Source organism: Steroidobacter sp. (genome assembly GCF_016790065.1).
Taxonomy (GTDB): Bacteria; Pseudomonadota; Gammaproteobacteria; order Steroidobacterales; family Steroidobacteraceae; genus Steroidobacter.
In genome coordinates this window covers 1-3763 of record NZ_JAEUPY010000374.1, presented here as the reverse complement: position 1 = coordinate 3763, position 3763 = coordinate 1, and the positions used below count along the sequence as shown (strand labels likewise).

At 60.5% G+C, this 3763-nt stretch carries 3 protein-coding genes; all 3 read left to right on the top strand.

The genetic code is table 11. From position 1 onward, the window contains the following. Positions 1 to 1161 (top strand): carboxyltransferase domain-containing protein (locus JNL55_RS15345; RefSeq protein WP_293855057.1); only part of this gene is annotated, 1161 nt, incomplete at its 5' end. 196 nt (positions 1162 to 1357) lie between these two features. After that, positions 1358 to 2146, top strand: coding sequence for a hypothetical protein (locus JNL55_RS15340; RefSeq protein ID WP_293855055.1), 789 nt, complete (start codon positions 1358 to 1360; stop codon positions 2144 to 2146). A 73-nt stretch (positions 2147 to 2219) separates the two neighbouring features. Then, a partial coding sequence (locus JNL55_RS15335) for a long-chain-fatty-acid--CoA ligase (protein ID WP_293855052.1) occupies positions 2220 to 3763 on the top strand: 1544 nt, incomplete at its 3' end.

Here is a 3763-nt window from a genome sequence, read left to right as displayed (position 1 = left end):
CTGGTGCTGGATCTGGAGCTGCGCTTCCGGGTGCACGCGTTGATGGATTGGCTGCAGCAGCAGCGAGTGCGGGGCGTGCGCGAACTCACGCCGGGTATTCGCTCGCTGCAGGTTCACTTCGATAGCAGCGTGATCTCACAGAAGGTGCTGCTCGATATATTGAGAAGGGCCGAGCAAGAGCTGCCGGCCATCGACGACATCGAAGTGCCGAGTCGCATCGTCCACCTGCCGCTGTCCTGGGACGATCCAGCAACGCGCGTTGCCATTGATAAGTACATGCAGTCAGTACGCAAGGATGCGCCCTGGTGTCCGAGCAACATTGAGTTCATCCGCAGAGTGAACGGACTCGACTCCATCGAAGACGTCCAACGCATCGTCTTCACAGCAAACTATTTAGTGATGGGCCTAGGCGACGTATACCTCGGCGCACCGGTCGCGACGCCGCTCGATCCGCGCCATCGCCTGGTCACGACCAAATACAACCCCGCCCGCACCTGGACGCCAGAGAATGCCGTCGGCATCGGTGGTGCTTATCTGTGTGTGTACGGCATGGAAGGTCCGGGCGGCTATCAGTTCGTCGGCCGCACTGTACAAATGTGGAATCGCTATCGGCAGACACCAGACTTCAACGGCGGCAAACAATGGCTGCTGCGCTTCTTCGACCAACTCAAGTTCTATCCGGTCTCAGCGGACGAGCTATTACAACTTCGTGAGGACTTCCCGCGCGGAAAATTCCAACTGCGCAGCGAACAGACCACGCTGAAGCTACGTGAGTATCGCCAGTTCCTAACCGATCACAGCGAATCCATCGCCAGCTTCAAAGCGCGACAACAAGAAGCATTCGACGCTGAGCGAGAACGCTGGCGCGCCAGCGGCCAACTCACATTCGATGCCGAACCTACAGTCGTAAGTGACATGGCGGCAGCCGCAATCCCGGCAGGCTGTGAAGCAATCGCATCGCCAGTCACGGGCAGTGTTTGGAAACAATCGTCGGCCGTAGGCCAGAAGATCGCCGCGGGCGACGAACTGCTCATCATCGAAGCGATGAAAATGGAAATCCCCATCCTCGCAGATCAGTCAGGAGAAATCGTGGAGGTGCGGTGTGCAGCTGGGCATGCCGTGGCCGCGGGCGAAGTGCTGGTGGTCCTCAGGCCGAACTGAACAGCAGCACTACATAACGCTGCTATTGCCGAGTTATCTGAATGCGCCAGCTGAACGAGCCGCGCGCGTTTGCATCCATTGCTGCCCGCGCCCCCGAAACTGCCAACTGTTTGGCGGAAGCCGCAAAGTGTGGCGCCTACAGTGCCGCGGCGGATCGGACATAACTGAGCACTCTTACGAACGGCAAGGGATTCCGATGGGTCTTTCCGAAACCATTATGGCGGCAATGATCGGTGCGTTGGCCACCGTGACCACGGCGCTGTTCCAGATCTTCAGCTCGTTCAAACAGCAGCGCAGCCGGGTCGACGTGCGGCCGAAGAAAGGCTCGGCGTTGCGATCCATTCTGGCGGTGCTGGCGTTGATGGTCGCCTCCGCCGCGGGTGGCTTCCTGTACTCCGAGTTCATCAAAGAGCGCGCAGCGGAAGACATGCGTGGCATGCGCACCGAACTCAAAGAATTGCGCTCGCTGATTGCCAGCGAAAGAGAAGCGGCACGAGCTGAAGCCGTGGCCGCGACGAAGCCCGAAGTCGTTGCCGAGAAACTTACGACGACGCCCGCGTCCGTAGCGACCGTCGACGATAGCGTCGAATCGGTCGTGTATGTGCCGGCTTGTCGTGCCAGCAGCCCGACCGTCGCCTGTGGTGAGCAGGATGCACAGCGAATCGCGCTGTGCGGGACCATCCCCGCGTATGCCCGCGTCGATCGAGTCCACCTGTTCGCGCAGCCGGACGCCATGCAACACCCTTGGGACCAGCATCAAGTCAGCGTCGAACAGGATCTAGGCGGGGCGCGCTTCACCGGTAATTCGTTCGAGTATGCGCAAGGCACCGATTCGAAGGCGGTGTGTGTCAATTTTATGCAATGGAGCAGCGAGCATCCCCATATCGCGCGCATTCTGGTGGAGTTCGGATTTGGCGCCGCGCCGGCGCCAGAACCGGCCGCCCCGGTACCGGCGGTGATTGCCGCGGCGAGCAACCCGCCGTAGCTGCGCGTTAAGTATCCCGCCCCCTTTTGTGGTATCACTCGGCCATTACGAGGATCAGTTGAGGGGGACTGCGATGTTGGGACAAATGATGGATCGGCCGCTGCTGATCAGCAGTATTGCGCGCCATGCGGAACTCCAGCATCCGCGGCGGGAAATCGTTTCGATCGTGGCCGACAATCCCAGGCATCGTTACACCTACCGGGATGCCTTCGCGCGAGCGCGCAAGCTGGCCAATGCGCTGAAGCGCTTGGGTCTGCAGCATGGCGACCGGGTCGCGACCCTGGCTTGGAACGACTACCGGCATTTCGAGATCTATTACGCCGTGTCCGGCTCCGGCTTCATTTGTCACACCATCAATCCGCGGCTGTTCGAAGATCAGATCGCTTTCATCTTCAATCATGCCGAGGATCGCTGGCTGTTCCTCGATCCGGTGTTCGTGCCGCTGGTGGAGAAGTTGCAGTCACGCCTGCCCAAGCTGGAAGGCGTCGTGGTCATGACCGACGACGCGCACATGCCCAAGACACAGCTGCCGCTGGCACGCAGTTACGAATCTTTCATTGCCGGCGAGAGCGATAGTTTCGAGTGGCCGGAGTTCGATGAGCGCACCGCGAGTTCGTTGTGCTACACCTCCGGCACGACCGGCGATCCCAAAGGCGTGCTCTACAGTCATCGCTCGACGGTTCTGCATTGCTATGCCTCGGCGCTACCCGATGCGATGTCATTGTCGGCGCACGAGGTGGTGCTGCCGGTGGTGCCGATGTTTCATGTCAACGCCTGGGGCCTGCCGTATTCCTGTCCCATGGTTGGCGCCAAGTTGGTGTTCCCTGGCTCCAAGATGGGCGATGCCGAAACCCTGCAGGCCCTGATCGAGGAAGAGAAGGTGACGTTCTCGGCCGGCGTGCCCACGGTGTGGCAAGGCCTGGTCTCGTATCTGGAAAAAACCGGCAAGCGTATCGAGAGCCTGAGTCATTTGATTTGCGGTGGCTCCGCTGTGCCGGTGGCGCTGATGAATCAGCTGCGCGAGCAACACAGCGTCGAAGTGATACACGCGTGGGGCATGACCGAGACCAGTCCCATCGGCACGATTCGTTCGCTGTCTCCCGAAGCGAGCGCGTTGCCGGAGCAGCGGCGTGAAGAGTTGCGTGCTCGTCAGGGACGCACGGTGTTCGGCGTCGAACTCAAGATTACCGACGACGAGGGCGTGGAAGTGCCGCGCGATGGCAAGACGTTCGGTTCGTTGAAAGTGCGCGGGCCGTGGGTCGCGGGCAGCTATTTTCGCCGTACCGGTGACGATGTGTTCGAGCAGGACGGCTGGTTCAACACCGGCGATGTCGCGACCATTTGTCCGCTGGGCTATATGCAGATCACCGATCGCACCAAGGACGTCATCAAGTCAGGCGGCGAATGGATCAGCTCCATCGAGCTGGAAAATCTGGCGGTCGCGCATCCGGCGGTGGCGCAGGCAGCGGCGATTGCGATTCCGCATCCCAAGTGGCAAGAGCGGCCGCTATTGATCGCGGTACTGAAGCCAGGTGCATCAGCGACCGCCGAAGAGCTGTTGCAGTTCTTCGCGGGCAGGGTGGCGAAGTGGTGGATTCCAGAGCACGTGGTGTTCGT

Excerpts from the sequence above, each read along its gene's own strand:
- JNL55_RS15340 (WP_293855055.1), top strand. The coding sequence starts at position 1,358 with ATGGGTCTTTCCGAAACCATTATGGCGGCAATGATCGGTGCGTTGGCC.